Raw genomic sequence first — 22,994 nt, 5'->3', positions numbered from 1 at the left:
GAGAGACGCCCGATGTCCCAACTGCTCGGCATTCCGCCGCAAGCCCTGTTCGGCCAGCTTCTGCTCGGCCTGATCAACGGCTCCTTCTATGCGCTGCTCAGCCTGGGGCTGGCGGTGATCTTCGGCATGCTCAACGTCGTCAACATGGCGCATGGTGCGCTCTACATGGTCGGCGCCTTCGTGGCGTGGCTGCTGCTGACCTATGCCGGCATCGGCTATTGGGGGGCGCTGGTGCTGGCGCCGCTGGTGGTCGGCGCCGTCGGGCTGGTGCTGGAGCGCACCATGCTGCGCCGGCTCTACAAGGTCGACCATCTCTATGGCCTGCTGCTGACCTTCGGGCTGGCCTTGATCTTCGAGGGCGCCTTCCGCCACCAGTACGGCGTGTCAGGCCAGCCCTATCCCATTCCCGACCTGCTGAAGGGCGGCACCAACCTTGGTTTCATGTTCCTGCCGACCTACCGCGGCTGGGTGGTGGCCTTCTCGCTTCTGGTGTGCCTTGGCACCTGGTTCGCCATCGAGCGCACCAAGCTGGGCGCCTATCTGCGCGCGGCGACCGAGAACCCGACGCTGGTGCAGGCCTTCGGCATCAACGTGCCGGTGATGGTGTCGCTGACCTACGGCTTCGGCGTGGCGCTGGCCGGTCTGGCCGGCGTTCTGGCGGCGCCGATCTATCAGGTGTCGCCGCTGATGGGGTCGAACCTGATCATCGTGGTGTTCGCGGTGGTGGTGATCGGCGGCATGGGATCGATCCTCGGCGCCATCGTCACCGGCCTCGGGCTGGGGCTGCTGGAAGGGCTGACCAAGGTCTTCTATCCCGAAGCGTCCAACATCGTGGTGTTCGTCATTATGGCCGTGGTGCTGATGGTGAAGCCGGCCGGCCTGTTCGGACGGGAGAGATAAGCCATGACCATGCAAACCCGCGACACACTGCACGAAGGCCTTGTCATGTCCGGCGGCTCGCCGAAGATCCTGCTGACCGGAGCCGGGCTGCTGCTGGCGGTCCTGGCGCCCTATGTCCTGTATCCCGTCTTTCTGATGAAGGTGCTGTGCTTCGCGCTGTTCGCCTGCGCCTTCAACCTGCTGATCGGCTTCGCCGGCTTGCTCAGCTTCGGCCATGCCGCCTTCTTCGGCGGGGCGGCCTACGTCGCCGCGCATGTGGTGAAGGAATGGGGCTGGGCGCCGGAATTCGGGCTGCTCGCCGCCACCGTGGTGGCCGGGCTGCTGGGGCTGGTCTTCGGCCTGATCGCCATCCGCCGGCAGGGCATCTATTTCGCCATGATCACGCTGGCGCTGTCGCAGATGGTGTTCTTCCTGGCGCTGCAGCTGCCCTTCACCCATGGCGAGGACGGCATCCAGGGCGTGCCGCGCGGCCTGCTGTTCGGGCTGTTCGACCTCAGCCAGCCGCTGACCATGTACTACGCCGTGCTGGCGATCTTCGTCGCCGGCTTCGCCCTGATCTGGCGCACGGTGCATTCGCCCTTCGGCCAGGTGCTGAAGGCGATCCGCGAGAACGAGCCGCGCGCGGTGTCGCTCGGCTACCGCACCGACCGCTACAAGCTGGTGGCCTTCGTGCTGTCGGCCTCGCTGGCCGGGCTGGCCGGCGGGACCAAGGCGCTGGTGTTCCAGCTCGCCAGCCTGACCGACGTGACGTGGCAGATGTCGGGCGAGGTGGTGCTGATGACGCTGTTGGGCGGCATGGGCACGCTGTTCGGGCCGGTGGTCGGTGCCGGGTTGGTGGTGACGCTGGAAAGCTACCTCGCCTCCACCAGCCTGCCGGTGCCGGTGGTGATCGGCTGCATCTTCGTCGTCTGCGTCCTGCTCTTCCGCCGCGGTATCATCGGCGAACTGATGCACCGGCTGTCAGGCAGGGGGAACCGCTGATGTCCCGCCTCGACGGAAGGCGCCTGCTGCTGCGCCACAGGATCCCCGGCGCGCCGAGGCCGCGTGGGTGGGTGGACGTGCGCCGGGGCCGTTGCGTGACCTTGTTGCACCGAGGCCTTCGGTTGCGGCGTTCGGGGTATCGCGGTAGAAGGCCGGCCCTTCGCTCTCGTGTTGGTTCGGTCATGCCGTTCAAAGCCAATGCATCCCGCCGCCATCACATTCCGAAGCAGCGCCATCGGGTTCGCAACTGGGCGGCGTATGACGCGGGGCTTCGGGCGCGCGGCAGCCTGACAGTCTGGTTCACGCCGGAGGCGGTCGCGCGCTGGCGGGCGGAGACGCGGACCACGCCCGGCGGGCAGCGCCTCTACTCGGACCTGGCGATCACGACAGCCTTGACCTTGCGCGCCGTGTTCAGGCTGCCGTAGCGCCGAACCGAAGGCTTGGTCGGCTCCATCGTCCGACTGGTCGGCGTGGAGCTTGCCGTCCCCGACCATTCCACCCTCAGCCGTCGCGCACAGACCCTGCGCCTCCCTTCGGAACCGGTCTCATCGGGCGGCGCTGTGGAGCTGCTGGTCGACAGCACGGGCGTGAAGCTGTGCGGTCCCGGCGAATGGGTGGTCAAAAAGCACGGTACCCAGCGCCGACGCGCGTGGAAGAAGCTGCATGTCGGACTGGATGCTGTGACCGGGCGGATCCTCGCGGCGACCCTGACCGACCACGGTGTTGATGACGGCTCGCAGGTCGGTGCTCTGCTGGACCAAATTGAGGAGCCCCTAGCCGCGTTTGTGGCCGACGGGGCTTACGACCAGACCGGCGTGGCCGCAGCCGTGGCGGAGCACACGCTGGACGTCGCCGTGGTCGTGCCGCCTCGCTCCACGGCGGTGCCGAGCGCGAACGCCGCGACCGACCCAACGCAGCGCGACCAGCACCTTCAGTACATCGCTGAGCACGGACGCTTGGCGTGGCAGAAAGCCTTCCGGTACACCGTCCGCGCCCTGGTCGAGGCGTTCTACAGTCGCTGGAAGCGCGTCATAGGTGACGGCCTGCGGTTCCAAACCGAGGATCGGCGGAACGCCGAGATCGCCATCGCGGTCCGGACCCTGAACCGCATGCTCGACCTCGGACACCCGGACTCCATCCGCGTCGCGTAACCACGACGCCGGGAAAGGGCTTCCTGCGAGCGAAATTGTCGCGCTGCAACAAAGTCCCTTGATGCTGCACATATGGGCCGGGTGAGCTGCCGGACGCCCAGCACCGGCCCACGATGGTGTTGCTCCATGGGCAACGATCTTCGACTCTCACAGTTCTTTCTGCATTCGTTGGTCACTGCTATCGTCAGTGCTTGAGCGCAATGCTGGCAGATTGTGAGGCCACGTCGTTCAGTCTGCCTGATCTGACCTACCCATAAACAAGTCCTGCAAAAGGCAGTGTCTTCCGAGTTGTTGGTACCGACCGGCGTAGGCAACGCCGGCCGCAAGGACGGGCGTTGCGCTCTTGGCGGTCAAGTTGCCGGTTCGACAATCATGGATAGCGGTTAGGAGGAGGTATTGGAGCAGACGGTTCTTTCCGTGCGCAACCTGACGACATCGTTTGCGCGGGATGGCCTGTGGCAGCCGGTGATCAGGAATTTGTCCTTCGACATCCGCCCGCGGGAGACGCTGGCGATCGTCGGGGAATCCGGATCCGGCAAGAGCGTCACGGCTTTGTCGATCATGCGCCTCCTTCCGCCGACGAACAGCCGCATCGCCGGGAGCATCAACCTGATGGGGCGCGATTTGCTCCGGCTTCCGGACGAGGAGATGCGCAGGATTCGCGGCAACGAGGTTGCCATGATCTTCCAGGAGCCGATGACGAGCCTCAATCCGGTGCTTCCGGTCGGGTTCCAGATCGTCGAAGCGCTGATGCTCCATCGAGGACTGTCGCGGGTGGAGGCGGAAGCCGAAACCGTCCGGCTGTTCGACAAGGTGAGGATTCCTGCCGCCAAATCGCGGCTCGGCGAGTATCCTCACCGCTTTTCCGGCGGCATGCGGCAGCGTGTCATGATCGCCATGGCGCTGGCCTGCAAGCCGAAGCTGCTGATCGCCGACGAACCGACGACCGCGCTGGACGTCACCATCCAGGCGCAGACGCTTGAACTCATCAAGACGTTGCAGGCCGAAGAGGGCATGTCGGTCCTATTCATCACCCACGATATGGGCGTCGTGGCGGAGATCGCCGACCGCATGCTGGTGATGTACCACGGCGACGTCGTGGAAACCGGCGAGACCGCCGAGGTCTTCCGCAATCCGCGCAAGCCCTATACGCGTGCCCTGCTGTCGGCGGTTCCGCAATTGGGGTCGATGACGGGCCGGGAGCGCCCGATGCGCTTTCCCGTGGTCGATATCAAGACCGGAGAGGCGGACACGCCGGTGGAAACGCCGGATACCATCGCCCAGGCCGACCGCCCGGTCCTGGAGGTGCGCGGCCTGACGACCCGCTTCGACATCCGTTCCGGCATCCTGCGCAAGCCGGCCGGCTGCGTGCATGCGGTCGAGAATGTTTCCTTCAGCGTTCAGCCGGGGGAAACCCTGTCGCTGGTCGGGGAAAGCGGGTGCGGCAAGTCGACCACCGGGCGGTCGATCCTGCGCCTGATCGAACCGAGGGCAGGAACGATCCTCGTCGAAGGCACCAACATCCTGTCATCCAGCGCGCGCGCCCTGTCGGAGGCGCGCAAGAAGATGCAGATGATATTCCAGGATCCCTTCGCCAGCCTCAACCCCCGCATCAAGGTGGGCAACGCGATCGCCGAGCCGTTCTTGGTCAACCGGATGGGAACGCGCGCCCAGGCGCGCGACAAGGTTGCGGACCTGCTGGTCCGGGTGGGTCTCAAGCCCGAGATGGCCTCGCGCTATCCGCACGAATTCTCCGGCGGCCAGCGCCAGCGTATCTGCATCGCCCGCGCGCTTGCGGTCGAGCCCAAGCTGATCATCGCCGACGAGGCGGTTTCGGCGCTCGACGTGTCGATCAAGGCGCAGGTCGTCAATCTGATGCTCGATCTCCAGGCCAGCCTGGGACTGGCCTACCTCTTCATTTCGCACGACATGGCGGTGGTCGAACGCCTCAGCCACCGCGTCGCGGTGATGTATCTGGGCGAGATGGTCGAAATCGGGCCCCGCGCCGCGGTCTTCGGCAACCCGCAGCACCCTTACACCAAACGCCTGCTTTCCGCAGTCCCAGTGCCCGATCCCACGCGGCGCAGGATGGCGCGGTCGATTTCGAGCGCGGAAATCAAGAGCCCAGTGCGCAGGCTCGACTACATACCGCCGGTCCGCGAATACCGCGAGGTTTCGGCAGGGCATCTCGTCCAGTCATGGGGCGAGGAATGGGCCGCATAAGCTTCGGCATCTTACGACCGAGGGCGTGACGGCCAGACAGGAACAGGGAAGAACCATGCTCGCATTCATCATCCGGCGATTGTTCGGTGCCATACCGGTCGTCGCCCTCGTTGCCCTGATCATCTTCTGCCTTCTGTATTTCGCGCCGGGCGACCCGGCCACCATAATCGCCGGGGATCTGGCGACACCCGAGGAAATCGACCGGATCCGCGTCGCCCTGGGGCTCGACCAGCCCTTTCACGTCAGGCTGGGGATCTTTCTGCTCAACCTCGTGAAGGGCGACCTGGGGACGTCGATCTTTTCGAACCTGCCCGTCACCCACCTGATCGCACAGCGTCTGGAACCGACCTTCTCGCTCGGTGCGCTGACCGTCCTGCTGTCCGTGGTGGTCGCAGTGCCGCTGGGCGCGCTGGCGGCATGGCGGGCGCGGCGGGCAGTGGATCGGCTGGCGCTCGTCGTCAGTGTGTTGGGCTTTTCGGTTCCAGTCTTCGTGGTCGGCTATCTGCTGATCTGGGTGTTCGCGATCAAGCTCGCCTGGTTCCCCGTGCAGGGCTACACGCCGCTGTCGAACGGTGTCGGACCATGGCTGTCCAACCTCGTCCTGCCGACGCTGTCGCTCGGGATGGTCTACATCGCGCTGATCACCCGGATCACCCGGGCCGGCGTGCTGGAGGTGCTGTCGCAGGATTACATCCGCACCGCCCGCGCCAAGGGGATGAGCGACCGGGTGATCATCTGGCGGCATGCCTTGCGCAATGCGGCCGTGCCGATCGCGACGGTGGTCGGCATCGGCGTGGCGCTGCTGCTCGGCGGGGTCGTGGTCACCGAGACGGTCTTCGCGATCCCAGGCGTCGGGCGGCTGCTGGTCGACGCCATCCTGCGCCGCGACTACCCGATCATCCAGGGCGTCATCCTGCTGCTCGCCGGCATCTACATCATCGTCAACCTTTGCGTGGACATCAGCTATGCAATCTTCGACCCACGCATCCGCTACTGAAATGGCTCCGGCCACCTCCCCCGATCCCGAGCGCGTCGGCTCGACATGGGGTCCCTTCCTGCGTCATCACGGCCCGATGATCTTCGGCGCCCTGGTGCTGTCGCTGATCGTCGCCGCGGCGCTGCTGGCCCCCTGGCTCGGGACCACCGATCCGCAGAAGCTGGCGCCGGCCGCGCGGCTGAAGCTTCCCTCCGCCCAATACTGGTTCGGGACGGACGCGCTGGGCCGGGAGCTTTACAGCCGGGTGCTGTATGGCGGGCGGGTTTCCCTTCTGGTCGGGTTCTCGGTGGCGGCGCTCGCCATGCTCGGCGGGCTGGTGCTCGGACTGCTGACGGGCTTCTTCCGGCAGCTGGACGCCCTCCTGATGCGCGTCCTTGAAGCCTTCATGGCGATCCCGGCCATTCTTCTGGCCATCGCCCTGATCGCCCTGACCCGCGCCAGCGTTGAGAACGTGATCATCGCGCTGGCGATCGCCGAGACGCCGCGGGTGACCCGTCTGGTCCGTGCCGTCGTCCTGACTCTGCGGGAACAGACCTATGTGGAGGCGGCGATCGCCATCGGCACCCCGCCGATGGTCATCCTGCTGCGCCACATCGCGCCGAACGCGCTGGCGCCGCTGATCGTCCAGGGCACCTTCATCTGCGGTTCGGCCATCATCTCGGAGTCGATCCTCAGCTTCATCGGCGCCGGTACGCCGCCGTCGGTGCCGACCTGGGGAAGCGTCATCTCCGAGGGCCGCAGCTACTTCCAGCTGTTCCCCAACATCATCTTCTTCCCGGCGGTCTTCCTGTCGCTGACCGTCCTCAGCATCAACCTGATCGGCGATGGACTGCGCGACCTGCTGGATCCGCGCCTCTCGCGCGAGCTGTAACCGGCAAACCCCATTTTCTCGGAGAATTCGTGCCATGACTGTGACCCGGCGTGCGTTTCTGGCAGGATCGGCGATGGCGGCAGGGGCGCTGGCGGGGTCGGCGGGGCTGAGTGCCCCGGCGATCGCCCAGACCAAGAAGACCGTGTTGCGCGTCGTGCCGGCATCCAACCTCTCGGGCATCGATCCGGTGGTCACCAGCGGACAACCCGTTCGCAATCACGGCTACCAGATCTACGACACGCTGTTCGGGATGAACACGCGGTTCGAGGTCAAGCCGCAGATGGCCGAGGGGGCGGAACAGTCCGCCGACGGGCTGACCTGGACGATCCGGCTGCGTGACGGATTGAAGTTCCATGACGGCGAAAAGGTCCTGGCGCGCGATTGCGTCGCCAGCCTGAAGCGCTGGGGCGCCCGCGACCCGCTGGGCCAGACCATCTTCGGATTGACCGACGAGCTGCGCGCCGTCGACGACCGTACCCTGGAGTTCCGTCTGAAGTCGCGCTTCGGCCTGCTGACCAAGGGGCTGGCCAAGATTGGCGGGCCGGCGCCCTTCATCATGCCGGAACGGATCGCTCAGACCGACCCTAGCGTATCGATCAAGGAGGCGATCGGTTCCGGTCCCTTCCGCTTCCTGGCCGACGAATGGGTGCCTGGCAGCCGCGCGGTCTATGCGAAGTTCGACGGCTACGTGCCACGCAACGAGGCACCCGACTGCACCTCCGGCGGCAAGATCGTCTATGTCGACCGGCTGGAGTGGCATGTCATCCCCGACGCCGCGACGGCGACGGCGGCGCTCCAGCGCGGCGAGGTCGATTGGTATCATGGACCCGACCTGACGCTGCTGCCGCTGCTGAGCCAGGATCCGGCCATCAACACCGAGGCTTACGACGATCTCGGCTACATGACCATCCTGCGCTTCAATCATCTTCAGCCGCCGTTCGACCGTCTGGAGATGCGCCGGGCGATCCAGATGGCGGTCAATCAAGTCGATTACCTCCAGGCGCAGGTCGGCATGCCCGATCTGTACAAGGAATGCCGGTCGACCTTCTTCTGCGGCACGACGATGTCCACCGGTGCCGGCTCGGAGGTCATGGCGGCCAACTTCGAGAAGGCCAAGGCGCTGCTGGAGTCCTCCTACAAAGGCGAGAAGGTGGCGATTCCGACCGCGACCGACCTGTCCTGGCTGCACGCCGCCTCGCTGGTGACGGAAGATTTGCTGAAGCGCATGGGGGTGAATGTCGAGTTGCAGGCGATGGATCTCGGCACCTTCTACAAGCGCCGCACCAGCATGGAGCCGGTCGACAAGGGTGGCTGGTCGATCTTCCATGCCGGCTTCAGCGTGACCGACATTCTCGACCCCTCGACGCATCTCGGGCTGCGCGCCAACGGCAAGCAGACCTGGCCGGGCTGGCCGACCGATCCGGTGATCGAGCAGCTGCGCGACGAGTGGATGACCGCGGATCCGCAGGACCAGGGCGCGATCGTCCGGAAGATCGAGGCGCGCGCCTTCGAGACTGTGCCCTTCGTTCCGCTGGGGCAGTTCCAGACACCGTCCGCCCGGCGGCGCACCGTGACCGGCATGCTGAAGGCGCCGCTGCCGCTCGCCTGGAACATCAAGCTGGGCTGAGTCACGTCGCGGGAAGCAGGGGTCGAGGGGGAGGCGGAATGATGATCGGAAATCGAGAGGCCAGACTAGAGGCCAGAGCGAGCGTCACCGGCTTCCCAGGGCCTTCACGGCAGAGCTTTTTCCTGTCCGAAAGCACCTTGCGCCGTCGGGGCTCGCTCAAATGGGACCGCTACGATCCTTCGGTCATTCCCTGCTGGGTTGCCGAGATGGATTTCGACATGGCCGAGCCGGTCCGCCGGGCCGTGGCAGATCTGTCGGCGGCGGGCGCCTTTCAATATCCTCTGCGTCGGGGCCGGCCGCCGGACCGCCTGGTCGCCGATGCCTTTGCGGAACGGATGGAGAGGCGGTATGGCTGGCCGGTCGAACCCGATTGCACGCTGGTCGTCACGGATCTCGTGCAGGCCATCTACGCGGCGGTGACGGCCTTCACCCGGAAAGGGGAGGGCGTCGCCGTCCAGCTTCCCGCCTATCCGCCGTTCAGGGCGGCTGTCGAGGATACCGGACGGCATGCCGTCGCATGGCCCGCCGTTCTTGGTCCGGGCGGCTATGGCTGGGACCTGGGCCGGTTATCGCAAGACTCACGGCTGGCTGCGAAACTGCTGATCCTGTGCAATCCGCACAACCCGACCGGCAGGATGCTCAGCCGGGCGGAACTGTCGGAGTTGGCCGACCATGTGGTCCGTAACGATCTGACCGTCGTCGCCGACGAGATCCATGCGGACATCGTCTATGACGGTCGTGCCCATATTCCGTTCGCCTCGCTGGGGCCGGAGGTTGCCCGGCGGACCGTCACGCTCCATTCGGCGACCAAGAGCTTCGGCATTCCCGGCCTTCGCTGCGCGGTGATGCATTTCGGGTCGCGCGCGCTGCTGGAGCGGTTCACGGCGGTGCTGCATCCCAGATTGCTGGGGCAAAGCAGCATCGCCGGCATCGAGGCGACGCTGGCCGCGTGGCGGGACGGGCAGGGGTGGTTCGACGCCGTGCTGGCCCATCTGCAAGGGATGCGGGATTATGTCTGCGCGGTTCTGCGGGCGGAGATGCCGGAGATCGGGCTTCATCCGCCGCAGGCAACCTATCTGGCTTGGCTGGATTGTTCGGCGATGGGGTTGGACCGGCCGGCCGGGGAGTTCTTTCTCCACCATGCGAAGGTCGCGTTCGGCGCCGGCGAAACCTTCGATCCGCAATCCCCGCAGTTCATCCGGATGAATTTTGCGACGTCGAAGCCCCTCATCGACGAAATTCTCGACCGGATGCGGCAGGCGATGAGGAGCCGCTGACAGGACTAGCTCACAGGAATCAATGGCGACCGCCCGGCTCGTGGGGCATCCCGCAGGGCATCGCGACGATGCGCCAGATGGTGGTTCAGGAAGCATCCTTGTTCCGTTTTGCGGAGAATGGAAAGCCCGATGCGGGAGATCAACCAGCGGCGGCTGCGTTACTTTCATGAAGTTCTGACGCACGGCTCGATCCGTCGGGCCGCCGATGCAATCAACACCGCCCCTTCGGTGATAACGCGCCAGATCCGGCTGCTCGAAGAGGAGCTGGGGGCCGCATTGTTCGAGCGGGGAGCCAGCGGCGCCACGCCGACCGAAGCGGCGCAATATGTCCTCGAATACTGGCGCTTCTGCCGATCCCAGCAGGAGAATCTCGAGGAACGGATTTCCGAGATCAACAACCTGCAACGCGGAAGCCTGCGTCTGGCGATCAGCGAGGGATATATCGACGAGTTGATGGAAAAGGCGCTGCTGCCGTTCAGCAAGGCCTATCCGAACATCCAGTTCACGATGAACACCATGTCGGCGACCGAGGTCGTGTCGGAAGTGGCGGAGGACGTCGCCCATATCGGGATCGCCTTCAACCCGCCCCGCTCGACCAAGACCCGTACGGTTCTGAAGGCGAATGCCCCGGTCCATGTCCTGGTCGGTGCCCGCCATCCGCTGGCGCTGTGCCCCGAGCCCGTCACCCTTTCCCAGGTGTTCGAATATCCGGTGGCGACAATGCCGTCGGCGACGGGTCTCGGCAAGCTGGTCGAAACGCTGGCCTATGTCGAACAATTGCCGCTCAACATCGCCTTCATGACCAACTCCGTCCACAGTCTGGCGCGGTTCGTCCTCAACAACCACGCGGTGACCTTCACCGGGGCGATCAACGCGTCCGCCATGGCGGATGCGGGGGAGGTCGTCGCCCTGCGCATCCAGCATCCGCTTCTGCTGAAATCCAATGCGCAACTGATCGTGAAGGCGGGCCGCAACCCGATCAAGTCGGCGCGGACGCTGATCGACTATATCGGCAGCAGAACCGGGATCTTCGCGCCCGAGTTCCGCACATCGGACGGGCCGAGAGCGCGATCGGAGAAGCCGTCGCCGCTTCCCTGCAAAGGCAATGGAGGCGCCGTGACGCTGTGACCTGGATGGTCAGGCGCGGAACGTTCAGCCCCGGCCGCCGACCGTCCTCAAGGTGTCGCGGACATCCAATTCCGCCGCCAGCAGGATTTCGGCGACCTGATCCCTGATCCAGGCCGATGCCGGATCCTGATCGAGCTGGAGCGACCACACCATCGCGACCGCGGGCAGTCTCAGGGTCAGAGGAGCGGGGCAGTCGGTCAAGCCGAAGCGGGGAGCATAAAGACGGGCCATGCGGGTCGGAATGGTCGTGATCACCGGCGCGCAGGCGACCGTCGCCAGAATGGTCAGGAACTCCGACCCGGCGGCGACGACGTCGAGATCCGCCCCGATCTCGGTCAGGGCATTCTCAAGGCAGCCTTGCAGGCTGTCGGTCCGCGTCACCAGGGCGTGCGGCGCGGACAGATAATCCGCCAAGCTGATCGGTGTGCCGAGCGCAAGCTGGCGGGCATTGAAGACGCAGCTCAGGGACTGTTCGAACAGGAACCGCGATCTATGGCGCTGGGCCACCGCGTCGAAGCAGCCGACGGCCAGATCGAGCGCCCCGTCGTCCAGCATGCGGTGAGCCTCCTCCTTTCCGGTCGACCGGCAGAGAAGGCGGATCCCCGGTGCCAACTGCCGGATCCGTGCCGTCAGTTCGGGGAGCAGCAGAAGCTCCACCTCGCTGGAAAAGCCCAGGCGGACGGTCCGTTCCTCGGTCGCCGGATCGAAGAGGGTGCGGGCATGAAGCGCCGTCTGCATCTGATCGAGGGCGGTGCGGATCGGTCCGGACAGCATGCGGGCACGGGCCGTCGGCTGCATGACCGTCCCGACCCGCACGAACAGCTCGTCCTGGAACAGCATGCGCAGGGTGGAAAGGCTGTGGCTCATCGCCGGCTGGCCGACCCGCAGGCGCGTGGCGGCGCGCGTGACGCTGCGTTCCTGCATCAACGCATCGAACGCGACGAGAAGATTGAGATCGAACGACCGCAGATCGAAATGATTGATTGAGACCATGATCCGCATCGATTTGTCTGATGGGCAATGTGGCATTAGGTTGGCTGCCAGGCAACCCCCCAACAGGAAAATCCCATGCAGTCCGAACCGGCCGTGTATCGCGTCGGCGATGCCGTCATCGTCAAAATTCCCGAACTGCCGCTCGAGGGAGTCGATCCGGCTTACCTCTACCCCGACTTCGACCCCGCCGTCGGCCCCGAGACCGCCCGTGAGTTCGGTCCCGGATCGGTGGACCAGCAGACGGGCATGCTCCGCCAGAGCATCCATACCTGGCTGGTCCGCACGCCGGACAGGGTCATCCTGGTCGATACGGCGACAGGAAACGACAAGGAACGCCCGGCGATGCCGGTCCTGCACCGGCTCAACGAACCCTTTCTCGACCGCTTGAAGGCGGCGCAGGTCGATCCCGAGGATGTCGATCTGGTGCTGTTCACCCACCTGCACGTCGATCATGTCGGGTGGAACACGCACAAGGTCGGCGATCAATGGATTCCGACCTTCCCCAATGCGCGGTATGTCTTCTCCGCCCGTGGACATGACTATCTCGCGGCATTGTCTGCCGGCGACGGCTCCGACGCGGCAATCAGGGCGGAAGCCGGGCTGGGCCGCATGGTCAAGACGCCGTTGGCGGGGGTCTATGAGGACAGCGTGCGTCCCGTCGTCGAAGCCGGGCTGGCGCGACAGATCATGGTCGATGAGCTGGAGGCGGTGGAGGGCTTTTCCTTCCTGCCGACCCCCGGCCACAGCATCGATCACGCCTGCATCCGCTTCACGTCCCGGGGGGAGCACGCGCTGTTCTGGGGCGACGTGCTGCACCACCCGACGCAGATCGTCAGGCCCGATTGGAATTCGCTCTATTGCGAATTTCCCGAGGCTGCCCGGGCGTCCCGCCGCTGGACGCTGAACCATGCAGCGGAAACCGGGACCCTGGTCTTCACGAGCCATTTCGCCGAATCCTCCGCCGGCCGCGTCGGGCGCGACGGCGACCGGTTCACCTGGCAATTCGCCTGAACGGATTTTGCCTGAGCTAAGGAGCGAGCATGTTGCAGACAGACCATTCGCCGAACCGCCGGATCCAGTGCGAGCGGGTGATGATCCCGAGCGATACGGACGGCGTGACGCTTCAACTGATCAACAAGCGTCCGGTCAATGCGGTGGAGTATTCGGCCGAACGCACGCTGGTCATGATCCACGGCGCGACCTTTCCGTCGGAAAGCCTGTTCGACGTGCCGGTCGCAGGCGCCTCGTTCATGGATGTTCTGGCCGGCCATGGCTATGACGTCTGGGCCGTGGACGTCCGCGGCTATGGCGGTTCGACGCGCCTGCCCGAGATGTCGGAGCCGCCCGAAGACAATCCGCCGCTGAGCCCGGCCCGGACGGCGGTCCGCGATCTCGCCACGGCGGTCGATTTCGTCCGGCGGAAACGCGGTGTCGAGCGGGTGAACCTGCTCGGCATGTCCTGGGGAGCGACCGCTGTCGGGACGCTGGCCGCCGAAGCCGGCGACCGGTTCGGAAAACTGATCCTGGTCACGCCCCTCTGGCTGTCGGGAACGCCCTTGCGGTTCGATTCCGGGGGGCCGATCGGCGCCTACCGCATCGTCAACCCGCTGGCTTTCGAAGCCGCCTGGCGCGGTGCTGCGCCGGAGCAGGAGAGGGCGGGGCTGATCCCGGAGGGCTGGTTCGACGACTGGGCCGAGGTCACGCTGGCCACCGACCCTGCTTCGTCCACCGCGGGGACGATCCGTGCGCCCTCCGGTGCCGTGCTGGACGTCCGGCAGCACTGGACCGCCGGCAATCCGCTCTACGACCCGGCGGCGATCGCCAATCCCGTCCTGCTGGTCTGCGCCGAATGGGATGTCGATGTGCGGTTCGACATGGCGCAGGATCTGTTCACCCGGCTTACCGGTGCGCGGTACAAGCGGCTGGTGGAGATCGGTCAGGCGACGCATATGGTGCTGATGGAAAAGAACCGCGGACAGGCGTTCGACGCGGTCATCCGGTTCCTGGACGAACAGGCCGAACCCGCCGCCTGAGCGCAGGCGAGCCGTTCATCAGTCAAGAAGTTTTGAGGGCCGTCTCGCTCCGTGGCGAGGGCGGCCCTCGTTGCCTTAAACCGGATGATTAAAAAAATGGATCCGGCCGTCCCGCCGGCCCGCGCTTGACTAACGGGAAATTACTGATAGTCTGATGAGCGACGACTGACATGTCAGAACTCATTCAGTCGTCAATCCAGAAAATCTGCGGGAGGAAACTGATGAGGAACAAGATTCCCTATCGGTGGGTCGTGGCGATCGTGCTCTTCGTCGCCTACAGCATCCAATATCTCGACCGGGTGAAGTCGAGCGTCCTCACCCCGGCGATCGCCCAGGATATCGGTCTGACGACGGCCGACATCGGGACTGGCGCCTTTCTCATGCTGCTGTTCTATGGTCCGGCACAATATATCTCGGGCCTGCTCACCGATCGTTTCGGTGCCAAGAAGATCCTGCTTTTCTCAGTGGTCGCGTGGTCGGTGATGACGGCTTGGATGGGGCTGATCCAGTCCCGTGACGAGTATCTGCTGCGCATGGCGATGTTCGGCTTTCTCGTCGGCACCGAGTATGTGCCCTCCGCCCGCATCCTGATGCGCTGGTTCAACAAGCAGGGGCGCGCACGGGCACAGGCACTGTTGTCCTGGGCCTGGATTCTGACGCCCGCCTGGGCCAGCGTCTTCGCCACCCATCTGGCGCAGGTGTCCGGCGATTGGCGGCTGGTCTTCTACGTCACCGCCGCCTGCGGCGTCCTGCCGCTGGCTCTGATCGGTCTGATGGTTTTCGACCGGCCGGAACAGTATCCCAAGATTACGCCGGACGAACTCGACCACGCCTACCGCGATGAGATCGAGGAGGGAGTGATCAAGAAGGGTGAGTACGGCGACGCCCGGAATACGATCCTTCGCAGCAACACGATCACGTTCGTCCAGTTCTTCCGCAACCCCAGCTATGTCGCGGTGGTCTTCGTCGACATCGTGATGCAGGTGACCCTCTACGGCGCCCTGACCTGGATTCCGCTGTATCTGTCCGACGTGTTCCACTTCAAGCTTCAGACGATGGGGTGGTGGAGTTCCCTCTATTTTCTGGCCGGCGCGGTCGGCAGCTTCACCTCGTCCTATCTGTCGGATCGCGTGTTCCACGGCAACCGCCGCATCATGATCATGACCTGCTTCATCGGTCTGGCGCCCTTCGTCTTCCTGCTGGCGACCCTGCAGAGCGCCGACCCGGTTCTGCTGGCGGTCGCGCTGTGCGGCATGGGGTTTTTCGGGAACATGGCATGGGGCCCCTTTCTGGCCGTGCCGGCGGAAATCTTCACCCCTGAGGTCTATGGCAAGGCGATGGGGTTCGTGAACGGTGCCGGATACTTCGTCGCCGCATTCAGCGCGAAGATCTTCGGTGCCCTGGTGGTGGTGACGGCTGCGGGCAAGGATTACTCGAACGGTTGGTACTTCATCGGGGTCTGCGTCCTGCTCGGCATCGTCGCCGCGAGCTTCATCCGTCCCCGGCTGCAACGGGAAGGAGGGATCCAAGGGCGGCCAGCTCCTGCGCGCGCCTGACGGCGGGTTGTCCATACCGCCTCAAATTCTCCTGTACGAGGCGGCACTTGTGGCCGAGCGGTCTCCGCTCGGCCATTTTTCATGGAACCCTGATGTTGAGGAGAATCAACGGTTTCAAGACACCGAACCGGGGTTTCGACGGACTTTAGAAATCGCGCGACAAGGCGCGGCGCGTCAGCCGGTCGAGGAAATCGATGAAGCCCTGTGTCGCTTCGACGGCGCGCTCTTCCGACGATTCCGCGATGGCGGTCAGGATCTTGGCGTGCAGGTCGGCGGCTTCCGTGAAGCTGTCGGTGTCCTCGATGTAGGCGTACCAGAAGCGCCGCGAGAGCGCCAGGACACCCCTTGCGGTTTGCGCCAGCATGCCGTTGTGGGCAGCCGCGGTGCGGATTTCATGGATGGCGCGGTTCGTCGTGAGATAGAGAGAACGGTTTCCGGTCGCCGCCGCCTGCCGGATGACCGCGGCCAGCCGCAGCATTTCCGACCGTTCCGCTTTGGTGGCGCGCCGGATCGCCAGCCGGGACATCAGCAGTTCCAGCGGCAGGCGGACCTCCAGCAGTTCCAGCTGCTTCATGACGTCCACCGGGGTCACCAGCGCGCCGCGGCGCGGGTGAATCTCGATGAAGCCTTCAAGCTTCAGCCGTTGCAGCGCCTCGCGGATCGGCGTGCGTCCGCATCCCAACTCTTCGGCCAGCCGGTTCTCAGAAATCATCGATCCCGGAGGCAGCGCCCGCGTGACGATCATCTCCTCGATCCGCTGATACGCCGTTTCGGCGATCGACGCCGCTTCCTGATCCACCTTGATCTCGTCTCCCATCAGGCTCTCCGTCTCCCGGTTCCGCACGGCAATCCCGCACGACGATTCCACGCTGGTCCACTTTGGCGATCCAGCTTGACAATATTGCGCCCCATCTGATATGTCACATGCATACTAATCGAGCATCAATCGGCGTTGCCCCAGGATCATCAGTTTCGATCGCCGGGCCGCCGCGACCTCTCTCCAGCAATACGGACATCCCATGATCGGAATCGAAAAGACGGGGCGCGTCTGCGTCATCACGCTCGACCGGCCGAAGCGGCGCAATGCGCTGGGCGAGGAGGTCATGAAGGGGCTTGCCGCCGCGCTGCGGGCGGCGGAGCAGGACCCCGATGTCGGGGCCGTCGTCCTGACCGGAGCGCCTCCAGCCTTCTGCGCCGGCAGCGACCTGAAGGAACTCGGCGGCCAGTCGATCGCCGCCATGTGCGGGCACGAGGCGGAAACGGCGGCCATCGCCCGGACCATCGCCTATATGTCCAAGCCGGTCGTCGCCGCCGTGGAGGGCTATGCGCTGGGCGGCGGGTTCATTCTGGCGGTGTGCTGCGACATCGTCGTCACCGCCCGAGGAACCCGCTGGCACCTGCCGGAGGTGCAGAACGGCTGGCTGCCGCCCTGGGGGCTGCAGGCCCTGGTCGCCCGCGTCGGCGGAGTCAAGGCGCGTCTGCTCACCTGGGGGGGCGAGCCGATCCTTGGCGACGAGGCGCTGAGGCTGGGCGTCGCCGATTACGCGGCCGAGGACGGCGCCGCTCTCGACCGTGCCAAGGCGCTGACGACGGCGTTGGCCGCACTTCCCGCCAATGCGGTGGCGACCACCAAGCGCTTCTTCGAGGCGTTCGCCGCAGCGGACGCGGAGCGCGCCGACATGCAGGCGTCGCGCCTATTCGCCGAGGATTGCCTCTCTCCCGCCGCCCGCGCCACGATCGACCGCTTCACGGTGAAGTCATGAGCAAGATCGTCGATGTTGTGGAGGCCGTCGGCGGGATCGCCGACGGCGCCACGGTCGCCTCGGTCGGGGTGATCGGCTGGGTTACGCCCGACAAGGTGCTGAAGGCGCTCGGCGACCGCTTCCGCGCCACCGGATATCCGCGCAACCTGACCTTCTATTTTCCGGTGGGAACCGGTGATGCCCAGGGCATCAGGGGCATGGACCATGTCGCCCAGGAAGGGCTGATGAAGCGGATCATCGCCGGATCCTACATCAATCCGCTCGATCCCAGGACCAACCGGCGCCCGGAGCTGATGCGCCTGATCCGCGAGAACCGCATCGAGGCCTATTCCTGGCCGATCGGCGCATCGATGCATTGGCTGCGCGAGGTCGCGCGCAAGGGGCCCGGCTATCTGACCCAGGTCGGGCTCGGCACCTACATCGATCCGGCGCATGGCGGCGGCCGGTTCACCGCCAGGGCGACCGAGGAACTGGTCAGGAAGGTGGAGTTCGACGGCAAACCCTATCTCTACTATCCCAGCTGGCCGATCGACGTGGCAATCGTTCGGGCGTCGACGGCCGACGAGCACGGCAACCTGTCCTTCGAGGACGAGGCGCTGGTCTCCTCGAACATCGGCCTCGTGCTCGCCGCCAAGGCCAGCGGCGGCCGGGTGATCGCCCAGGTCCGGCGGGTGACGGGGGCGGGGGAACGGCCGGCCTCCATGGTGACGATCCCCGGCATGTTCGTCGATGCGGTGGTGGTCGATCCGGACATGATGATGTCCACCGGCATACCGTTCGACTCCGCCTATTTCAGCGGGCAGCGATCCCCGTTGTCGGCGCTGCCGAAACCGGCCCAGAGCCCGGACAAGGTGATCGCCGCCCGTGCGGCGCGCGAGGTCGCCAAACGCCAGCTGTCGATCTTCGGCTTCGGCGCCGCCGCTGATATTCCGCTGGTGATGGCGGAGCAGGGGCTGTTCGACGACGGCGCCCTCGACGACTACTGGTTCACGACGGAGCACGGCTCCTACGGCGGCGTCGTCATGTCCGGCTGGCAGTTTTCCGCCAACATCAACCCGGATGCCATTCTCGACGGACTCTACCAGTTCGACGCGATCGACGGCGGCCTCTGCGAGTTCGCCGCCCTGGCCTTCGCGCAATTCGACAGCCACGGTTCGGTCAATGTCAGCCGGTTCGGCGCGGCCAACCCCGGTGCCGGCGGGTTCATCGACATCGCCCAGAATGCCAAGCGTCTGGTCTTCACCGGCACCTTTACAACCGGCGGCCTTGATATCGCGATTGCCGACGGCCGTCTCGACATCCGGCAGGACGGCAAGATTTCGAAGTTCGTCCGCGATGCCGAAAGCGTGACCTATCGCGTTCTCGACGGCGTTCGCTACCGGGACCAGTCGGCACTCCTGGTAACCGAGCGTGCGGTCTTCCAGGTGACGTCCGACGGGCTGGTGCTCAGCGAGATTGCGCCGGGCGTCGATGTCCGCCGGCATGTGCTGGAGCGGATGGAGTATCAGCCCATCCAGATTCTCGACCCGCTGCCGGTCATGGACGCGGCCCTGTTTCGCTGAGCAAAAGCGACGGCGGCGACCGGACGTCACCGTAACCGGCGGCCATAGCGGCCGCCGGATGCGGCTTGCCGAGCGTCGGCTCCGCTGGTTTGCCCGTCTCTTTCAAAAAGCCAAAAGAATGGGGTAGGAAACGATGCAGAGAAAGGCACTCTCTTGCCTGGCGGCGACCATATGCATGGTCTCCGCCGTGGCCCGGGCCGAGGTTGCCGGGGTGCGGATCGGTGTCCTCAACGACCAGTCCGGCATCTATGCCGACATGGGCGGAAAGGGTAGCATCGAAGCGGCCCGGTTGGCGGTCGAGGATTTCACCGCCGCGGGCGCGGGCGCAAACAAGGGTATGAAGATCGAGATCATCAGCGCCGACCATCAGAACAAGGCGGATATCGGCTCGGCAATCGCCCGCGAATGGTACGATCAGAAGGGCGTCGATCTCATTGTCGATATTCCCAATTCCAGCGTCGCCTTGGCGGTCCAGGCGGTGGCCCAGGACAAGGGTAAGCTCGCCATCTTTTCCGGGGCCTCCTCTTCCGACCTGACCAATGCCAAATGCTCTCCGAACAGCTTTGCCTGGACCTACGACACCTATGGCCTCGCCAAAGGAACGGCGGGCGCCCTGACCAAGGGGGAGGAGGACAGCTGGTTCTTCGTGACCGCCGACTATGCCTTCGGTCATGCGCTGGAACGGGACGCCGCGGCGGTCGTTACGGCCGGAAAAGGGAAGGTGATCGGCTCGGTCCGCGCCCCGCTTGACACTCCCGACTATTCCTCGTTTCTGCTGAAGGCCCAGGGGTCCGGCGCCAAATACATCGGACTGGCCAATGCCGGCGGCGACACCATCATCTCGATCAAGCAGGCCGGAGAGTTCGGCCTGACCGACGGGGGGCAGGCGCTGGCCGGGCTTGTCGTCTACCTGACCGACGTGCATGCGCTGGGGCTGAGCACGGCACGCGGCCTGTTGCTGACGGCATCCTTCTACTGGGATCTCAACGACGAGACCCGCGCATGGTCGAAGCGGTTCCATGAGCGGACCAACAGGATGCCGACGATGGTGCAGGCCGGCGTCTACAGCGGGGTCATGCACTATTTGAAAGCAGTGTCGGTGGCCGGCACCACCGATGCTATGACGGTTGCCGAACAGATGCGCAAGACCCCGGTCAAGGACATGATGACCGACAACGCCGTGCTGCGGGAGGACGGCAAGCTGGCGCGCGACATGTACCTGTTCCAGGTCAAATCGCCCGCCGAATCCAAAGCGCCATGGGACTATTACAAGCTGGTCCGCCGGATCCCCGCCGGCGAAGTCGTCCGTCCGCTCTCCGAAAGCCAGTGCCCTCTGGTCAGGAAATAAGCGAAGAGGGAGCGGAAGCCGCAGGGCTTCCGCTCGGTACTTCCGTCAGAAGGCGCTGCCGTTGCGGGCCATTTGCTCGCGGACCCGGGCGCCGGGAATATCGCGGAACCGCAGATCTTCATCGAGGGACAGCACCGTAGCGACCGCCGCGGCGTGGCCATATTCGAAGCATTGGGCGGTGACCCGCGCCGAGGCCAGCGCCTCGTGCTCGGCGCTCAGGCAGCGGCCGGCCACGATGATGTTCTCGCCCGCTTCCGGAACCAGGGCCAGATAGGGAACCTCGTACCAGTCGTCGAGCAGCCAGTGCAGCTTGGGTTTGTCGCCCGCATGCAGCTCGATCGGCCAGGGCACGCGGCAGATGCCGTCCGCCCGCTTGCGGCATTCGACCACGTCGCTGTTGCGCAAGGTCTCGGCCCCGACGATGGAGCGGGTTTGCCGGATTCCGGCCTCGGCCCCGGTATCGACGACATAGCTGTTCTCGCAGCCCGGCACCGTGTCGCGCAGGAAGCGGGCATATTCGCGGACCTGAAGGCGCCCGCTCATCTCGGCTTCGGTGAAGTCGGCCGGATCGATGACGTTGAGCATGCGCTCGTCACGGCCGCTCAGCCGTGTCGCGTTGACCATCAGCTCGTTCGGCCGGGTGGTCGGGAAAATCCAGATCTTGTTGCGTGGAAGTTGGTAGCCGCCGCCGTCATTTGCCCGCCGGATGGCTTCGGTCAGTTTCGGCGGGCAGATGGTGTCCTCTCCGTAATAGGCGAGGTAGCGATCCATATCGACGTTGCCGAGACGGAAGAACATCGTCGGATTCTGGATTTTGCCATTGTCGCCGAAGAGATAGCGGTGGCCGGCACGGGCGACGACCGCCGCGTCGCCCGAGGCGTCGACGACGCGCCGGGCGCGCACGGTGGACCGTCCGGCCTTGGACTCGATGACGACGCCGGCATAGCGGTCGCCATCCATGAGAACGCCGGTCACCGCGGTGTGGAACAGCACGCGGACCCCGGCCGCGGCAAGAAAGGCATCCGCCGTTTCCCGCCACATCAGCGGGTCGTGGGTCACGGTCCAGGTCTTGCCGTAGATTTGCGGCGCGGTCAGGCCGCCCCGCTCGGAAATCGCCCGGCGGAACCGTTCGGTGAAGCCGAAGACGACCTGCTCGGGGCCGGCATTGCGGTCGGTGGCGAGATACATGCCGCAGATCGTGCCCGACATGCCGGCGACCGCCGCACCGCCGCAGAAGCCGTACCGTTCCAGAAGCATCACCGACTTGCCGGCCTCCGCCGCGACCGTTGCGGCGGCGACCCCGGCGGCACCGCCGCCCACCACCAGCACGTCGACATCGGCCAGGACGGGGAGGCCGGGGGCTTCCTCCAGACGGCACACCGTCGTCCAGCCGGGAAACAGGTCCGCCTGAAACATCGTACCCACCTTTTGATATGTCAGTTGTCGATTAACGGTAGCGGCGGTCGCCGGCTTTGTCGACTGCTTTCTGACCGCCGCCCTTGTCGGCGGCTCCTCAGCCGATCGTCCGCTCCAGCACGTCGAGCCAGTTCGACCAGCCGATCTTGTTGAGCAGCGTCTCACCGTAGCCGCGCCGGCGCAGTTCCTCGTAGAACAGCGGCATGCCCGCCGCCGTGCCGATGTCCCGCGGGACGACGCACCCGTCGAAGTCCGACCCGATCGCCACCCGGTCTTCGCCCAGCCGTTCCAGCAGCCCCTCCAAGTGCCGCACAACCACCTCCATGCCGGTATCCGGGTTCATGTTGCCGTCGGCGCGCAGGAAGGAGGTGGCGAAACACAATCCCACCACCCCGCCGGATTCGCGGATGGCGTCGAGCTGCCGGTCGGTCAGATTGCGGGATGACGGGCAGAGCGCGTGGGCGTTCGAATGGGTGGCGACCAGCGGTGCCTTCGACAGGCGCGCCACGTCCCAGAATCCCTGTTCGGTGATGTGCGAAAGATCGATCATGATCTTCATTTCATTGCAGGCGCGGACCAGTTTTTCGCCCGCCGCCGTCAATCCCCCGCCGCAGTCGGGGCTGCTGGGGAAGCGCGCCGGCACCCCATGGCCGAAGATCGTGTCGCGGCTCCAGACCGGCCCCAGCGAGCGGAGCCCGGCCGCATGCAGGACGTCCAGCATGTGCAGGTCGGCGTCGATGGCGTCGGCGCCTTCGAGATGGACCAGCATGGCGATGCTGCCGCGCGCCATCGCCGACCGGATCGCACCGGTATCGCGGCAGATGGTGACGGCCCCCTGCGAGGCCCGCTCCACCCGGAGGAGCAGGGACAGCATGGTCACGATGGGATCGCGCGCCGCTTCCAGTTCGAGCATCGGTGGCAACGGGATGTCATAGCGCTCGCCGGCCATGCTGGAGTAGTTGTTGCGGGACGATGAGGGCGAGAACAAGGCGAAGAAGCCACCCGCGAAGTTGCCGGCGCGGGCCTTGGGCAGATCGATGTGCGCCTCGTCCTGTCCCCCAAGAAATGCCGTGGCTGGATCGACCGCCGCGGTGCGGTAAAGACGAAGGGCGACGTCGTTATGGCCGTCAAAGGTGGGAATCGACGCTGGGCTCATGGGATGGGTTCT

18 protein-coding genes and 1 pseudogene are annotated in these 22,994 nt (G+C 65.4%); 15 read left to right on the top strand and 4 right to left on the bottom strand.

Annotated elements, in window-relative coordinates; all coding sequences use genetic code 11:
• Positions 1–12 precede the first annotated feature (12 nt).
• From ACCD06_RS22680 to ACCD06_RS22640, 9 genes and pseudogenes are all read left to right on the top strand, one after another.
• Positions 13–900: a branched-chain amino acid ABC transporter permease gene (locus ACCD06_RS22680; RefSeq protein ID WP_413343685.1), complete on the top strand. Its 888-nt coding sequence runs from the start codon at positions 13–15 to the stop codon at positions 898–900.
• Positions 901–945: 45 nt separating this feature from the next.
• Positions 946–1,881 (top strand): branched-chain amino acid ABC transporter permease, encoded by a 936-nt coding sequence (locus ACCD06_RS22675; RefSeq protein WP_413344080.1) that lies wholly within the window; start codon positions 946–948, stop codon positions 1,879–1,881.
• Between the two features lie 182 nt (positions 1,882–2,063).
• Positions 2,064–3,032 (top strand): annotated as a pseudogene (locus ACCD06_RS22670) (IS5 family transposase).
• 396 nt (positions 3,033–3,428) lie between these two features.
• Positions 3,429–5,255, top strand: a complete 1,827-nt coding sequence (locus ACCD06_RS22665) for an ABC transporter ATP-binding protein (RefSeq protein WP_109156002.1) — start codon at positions 3,429–3,431, stop codon at positions 5,253–5,255.
• Between the two features lie 55 nt (positions 5,256–5,310).
• Positions 5,311–6,252: an ABC transporter permease gene (locus tag ACCD06_RS22660; protein ID WP_109156001.1), complete on the top strand. Its 942-nt coding sequence runs from the start codon at positions 5,311–5,313 to the stop codon at positions 6,250–6,252.
• A gap of 1 nt (position 6,253) precedes the next feature.
• Positions 6,254–7,123 carry an ABC transporter permease gene (locus ACCD06_RS22655; protein WP_109156000.1) on the top strand — a complete coding sequence of 290 codons (870 nt, stop codon included), beginning with the start codon at positions 6,254–6,256 and terminating at the stop codon, positions 7,121–7,123.
• Positions 7,124–7,157: 34 nt separating this feature from the next.
• Positions 7,158–8,750, top strand: coding sequence for an ABC transporter substrate-binding protein (locus ACCD06_RS22650; RefSeq protein ID WP_413343683.1), 1,593 nt, complete (start codon positions 7,158–7,160; stop codon positions 8,748–8,750).
• Positions 8,751–8,956: 206 nt separating this feature from the next.
• Positions 8,957–10,027, top strand: a complete 1,071-nt coding sequence (locus tag ACCD06_RS22645) for a MalY/PatB family protein (RefSeq protein WP_413343681.1) — start codon at positions 8,957–8,959, stop codon at positions 10,025–10,027.
• A gap of 129 nt (positions 10,028–10,156) precedes the next feature.
• Positions 10,157–11,155, top strand: a complete 999-nt coding sequence (locus tag ACCD06_RS22640) for a LysR family transcriptional regulator (RefSeq protein WP_109076386.1) — start codon at positions 10,157–10,159, stop codon at positions 11,153–11,155.
• A gap of 24 nt (positions 11,156–11,179) precedes the next feature.
• On the opposite strand, the gene ACCD06_RS22635 is transcribed toward ACCD06_RS22640, so the two are convergent.
• Positions 11,180–12,148 (bottom strand): LysR substrate-binding domain-containing protein, encoded by a 969-nt coding sequence (locus ACCD06_RS22635; RefSeq protein WP_413343679.1) that lies wholly within the window; start codon positions 12,146–12,148, stop codon positions 11,180–11,182.
• Positions 12,149–12,223: 75 nt separating this feature from the next.
• Between ACCD06_RS22635 and ACCD06_RS22630 the strand changes: the two genes are divergently transcribed.
• The 3 genes from ACCD06_RS22630 (at position 12,224) to ACCD06_RS22620 (ending at position 15,737) form a co-directional block, all read left to right on the top strand.
• A complete protein-coding gene (locus tag ACCD06_RS22630) occupies positions 12,224–13,159 on the top strand; it encodes an MBL fold metallo-hydrolase (protein ID WP_413343677.1) in 936 nt (311 codons plus the stop codon).
• A gap of 29 nt (positions 13,160–13,188) precedes the next feature.
• Positions 13,189–14,181, top strand: coding sequence for an alpha/beta hydrolase (locus ACCD06_RS22625; RefSeq protein ID WP_413343675.1), 993 nt, complete (start codon positions 13,189–13,191; stop codon positions 14,179–14,181).
• A gap of 221 nt (positions 14,182–14,402) precedes the next feature.
• Positions 14,403–15,737 (top strand): MFS transporter, encoded by a 1,335-nt coding sequence (locus ACCD06_RS22620; RefSeq protein WP_413343673.1) that lies wholly within the window; start codon positions 14,403–14,405, stop codon positions 15,735–15,737.
• A gap of 145 nt (positions 15,738–15,882) precedes the next feature.
• Here the strand turns inward: ACCD06_RS22620 and ACCD06_RS22615 are convergent, their stop codons facing one another.
• Positions 15,883–16,554: a GntR family transcriptional regulator gene (locus ACCD06_RS22615; protein ID WP_136702703.1), complete on the bottom strand. Its 672-nt coding sequence runs from the start codon at positions 16,552–16,554 to the stop codon at positions 15,883–15,885.
• Between the two features lie 202 nt (positions 16,555–16,756).
• Between ACCD06_RS22615 and ACCD06_RS22610 the strand changes: the two genes are divergently transcribed.
• The 3 genes from ACCD06_RS22610 (at position 16,757) to ACCD06_RS22600 (ending at position 20,410) form a co-directional block, all read left to right on the top strand.
• On the top strand, positions 16,757–17,500 hold the full coding sequence (locus ACCD06_RS22610; protein WP_413343671.1) for an enoyl-CoA hydratase/isomerase family protein: 744 nt from the start codon (positions 16,757–16,759) through the stop codon (positions 17,498–17,500).
• Complete coding sequence (locus ACCD06_RS22605; RefSeq protein WP_413343669.1) at positions 17,497–19,062, top strand: acyl CoA:acetate/3-ketoacid CoA transferase; 1,566 nt, start codon at positions 17,497–17,499, stop codon at positions 19,060–19,062. The genes ACCD06_RS22610 and ACCD06_RS22605 overlap by 4 nt, the downstream gene beginning before the upstream one ends.
• A gap of 175 nt (positions 19,063–19,237) precedes the next feature.
• Complete coding sequence (locus tag ACCD06_RS22600) at positions 19,238–20,410, top strand: ABC transporter substrate-binding protein (RefSeq protein ID WP_413343667.1); 1,173 nt, start codon at positions 19,238–19,240, stop codon at positions 20,408–20,410.
• Between the two features lie 45 nt (positions 20,411–20,455).
• On the opposite strand, the gene ACCD06_RS22595 is transcribed toward ACCD06_RS22600, so the two are convergent.
• Together ACCD06_RS22595 and ACCD06_RS22590 are read right to left on the bottom strand one after the other, a co-directional pair.
• A complete protein-coding gene (locus ACCD06_RS22595; protein ID WP_413343665.1) occupies positions 20,456–21,826 on the bottom strand; it encodes an FAD-dependent oxidoreductase in 1,371 nt (456 codons plus the stop codon).
• Positions 21,827–21,923: 97 nt separating this feature from the next.
• A complete protein-coding gene (locus tag ACCD06_RS22590; RefSeq protein ID WP_413343663.1) occupies positions 21,924–22,982 on the bottom strand; it encodes a dipeptidase in 1,059 nt (352 codons plus the stop codon).
• Positions 22,983–22,994: the final 12 nt, after the last annotated feature.

The sequence above is a fragment of the Azospirillum sp. CT11-132 genome, assembly GCF_047302835.1.
Lineage (GTDB): Bacteria > Pseudomonadota > Alphaproteobacteria > Azospirillales > Azospirillaceae > Azospirillum.
The sequence above is the reverse complement of the archived record's forward strand: the minus strand, read 5'-3'. Positions and strand labels throughout refer to the sequence as shown.

Bases quoted from the DNA above. Each gene is read 5' to 3' on its own strand.
- ACCD06_RS22680 (WP_413343685.1), top strand. From the start codon at position 13: ATGTCCCAACTGCTCGGCATTCCGCCGCAAGCCCTGTTCGGCCAGCTT.
- ACCD06_RS22675 (WP_413344080.1), top strand. From the start codon at position 946: ATGTCCGGCGGCTCGCCGAAGATCCTGCTGACCGGAGCCGGGCTGCTG.
- ACCD06_RS22660 (WP_109156001.1), top strand. From the start codon at position 5,311: ATGCTCGCATTCATCATCCGGCGATTGTTCGGTGCCATACCGGTCGTC.
- ACCD06_RS22655 (WP_109156000.1), top strand. From the start codon at position 6,254: ATGGCTCCGGCCACCTCCCCCGATCCCGAGCGCGTCGGCTCGACATGG.
- ACCD06_RS22650 (WP_413343683.1), top strand. From the start codon at position 7,158: ATGACTGTGACCCGGCGTGCGTTTCTGGCAGGATCGGCGATGGCGGCA.
- ACCD06_RS22645 (WP_413343681.1), top strand. From the start codon at position 8,957: ATGGATTTCGACATGGCCGAGCCGGTCCGCCGGGCCGTGGCAGATCTG.
- ACCD06_RS22640 (WP_109076386.1), top strand. From the start codon at position 10,157: ATGCGGGAGATCAACCAGCGGCGGCTGCGTTACTTTCATGAAGTTCTG.
- ACCD06_RS22635 (WP_413343679.1), bottom strand. From the start codon at position 12,148: ATGGTCTCAATCAATCATTTCGATCTGCGGTCGTTCGATCTCAATCTT.
- ACCD06_RS22630 (WP_413343677.1), top strand. From the start codon at position 12,224: ATGCAGTCCGAACCGGCCGTGTATCGCGTCGGCGATGCCGTCATCGTC.
- ACCD06_RS22625 (WP_413343675.1), top strand. From the start codon at position 13,189: ATGTTGCAGACAGACCATTCGCCGAACCGCCGGATCCAGTGCGAGCGG.
- ACCD06_RS22620 (WP_413343673.1), top strand. From the start codon at position 14,403: ATGAGGAACAAGATTCCCTATCGGTGGGTCGTGGCGATCGTGCTCTTC.
- ACCD06_RS22615 (WP_136702703.1), bottom strand. From the start codon at position 16,554: ATGGGAGACGAGATCAAGGTGGATCAGGAAGCGGCGTCGATCGCCGAA.
- ACCD06_RS22610 (WP_413343671.1), top strand. From the start codon at position 16,757: ATGATCGGAATCGAAAAGACGGGGCGCGTCTGCGTCATCACGCTCGAC.
- ACCD06_RS22605 (WP_413343669.1), top strand. From the start codon at position 17,497: ATGAGCAAGATCGTCGATGTTGTGGAGGCCGTCGGCGGGATCGCCGAC.
- ACCD06_RS22600 (WP_413343667.1), top strand. From the start codon at position 19,238: ATGGTCTCCGCCGTGGCCCGGGCCGAGGTTGCCGGGGTGCGGATCGGT.
- ACCD06_RS22595 (WP_413343665.1), bottom strand. From the start codon at position 21,826: ATGTTTCAGGCGGACCTGTTTCCCGGCTGGACGACGGTGTGCCGTCTG.
- ACCD06_RS22590 (WP_413343663.1), bottom strand. From the start codon at position 22,982: ATGAGCCCAGCGTCGATTCCCACCTTTGACGGCCATAACGACGTCGCC.